The sequence below is a fragment of the Pseudomonas sp. FSL R10-1350 genome (assembly GCF_009600525.1).
In the GTDB taxonomy this organism is placed as follows: domain Bacteria; phylum Pseudomonadota; class Gammaproteobacteria; order Pseudomonadales; family Pseudomonadaceae; genus Aquipseudomonas; species Aquipseudomonas helleri.
Map to the genome: position 1 here is coordinate 1 of NZ_WIVR01000156.1, position 1,372 is coordinate 1,372.

General features: G+C 65.1%; 2 protein-coding genes. Both read right to left on the reverse strand.

Annotated features, from left to right (window positions below):
* A partial coding sequence (locus tag GHO25_RS25595; protein WP_178110249.1) for an acyl-CoA dehydrogenase family protein occupies positions 1-773 on the reverse strand: 773 nt, incomplete at its 3' end.
* Positions 774-798: 25 nt separating this feature from the next.
* The coding region (locus GHO25_RS25600) for an ABC transporter permease (protein ID WP_153393361.1) at positions 799-1,372 on the reverse strand (574 nt) is incomplete at its 5' end.

The window sequence follows — 1,372 nt, forward strand, 5'->3', positions numbered from 1 at the left end:
GCAAAAGCCGTGGCATCGCGCAAGGCGGCCCGGGCGATACCGGCCAGCGTGGCGAGATGGAACAGTTGGTAAAAGGATGAGATGTACGATTCGGCGCGCAGCTCGCCGGGTTTGAAACGGCGCAGCACGTGTTCTGGGGCCACTGCGACCTGGTCGAAGCGCGTGGTGCCGCTGCCGCTCAGGCGCTGGCCGAAACCGTCCCAGTCGTCTTCACGGGTCACGCCCGGCGCATCGACGGCCACCACCACGCTGAAAAAGTCTTTGTCGTGCATCGCCACCGCCGCCACCCAATCGGCGTAGATAGTGCCGGTGCAGTAATATTTTTCGCCGTTGAGCACCCAGCCCGCGTCTTCGTTGTGCGGGTCGTTGGGCGCCAGCGACACCGAGTTGGTGCTGCTGTCGCTGCGCTCGGCCATGGCCGCGCCCCACAACTGCCCGGCCACCACCTTGGCAAACCAGTAATCCTGCGAGGCGGCGTCGCGGCTGGACAAGCGCCCCTCTACAAAACCGAAATGCGCACGCACGATCTGCGGCAGGTTGGAGTCAGCCTCGGCCAGGTCAATCAACAGCTGGAACAACACCGGCAAGCTGACGCTCGCGCCGCCCAAAGCCTGCGGCACACGCAGCGCCGTGAAGCCCGCCTCGCGCAGTTGGTTGACGGCGTCAAAGGCCAGTTCGCGGTGCTGCTCGCGGTCGATGGCCCCGGTCGCGATCTGGTCGAACAGCGGTTGGAAACGCGCCTTCAATGCGCGGTAGGAAGTGGTATCGGTCATGGCAAGTCCTTGCGAAAAGATGGCGTCACACGGCTTTCGCTCGCGGGTCCACCAGGTGATTGATCAGGTCGACGAGAAAGTTCACGACCACATAAATCGCTGCCGCCAGCAGGGTGATCCCCAGCAGCAGCGGCACATCCTTGGTGTTGGCGGCGTCGAGCATCAGGCGGCCGATGCCCTGGCGCGAGAACAGCAGTTCAATCACCACCGCCCCGCCCAGCAGGCTGGCAAACACAAAGCCGGACAAGGTCACCAGCGGCACCAGCGCATGGCGCAAGGCGTGCTTGAGGCGCACCCCGGTTTCAGACAGGCCACGGGCGCGGGCCATGGCGATAAAGGGTTGTTCGAGGGTGTCTTCGAGTTCCTGGCGCAACACCTGGCTGAGCACCGCGGCCACCGGCAAGGCCAGGGCCACGCTGGGCAGGATCAAGGCTTGCCAGCTGTTGGAGCCGGACGGCGGCAACAGGTGCCAGCCAAAGGCGAACACCAGCAACAACCCCAGGCCGATCACGAACGACGGCGCTGACGACAGCACCAGTTCTGTGCCCGACACCAGCGAGCGCACCCACGGCGCCCGGTTGGCACTGAGCACCGCCACC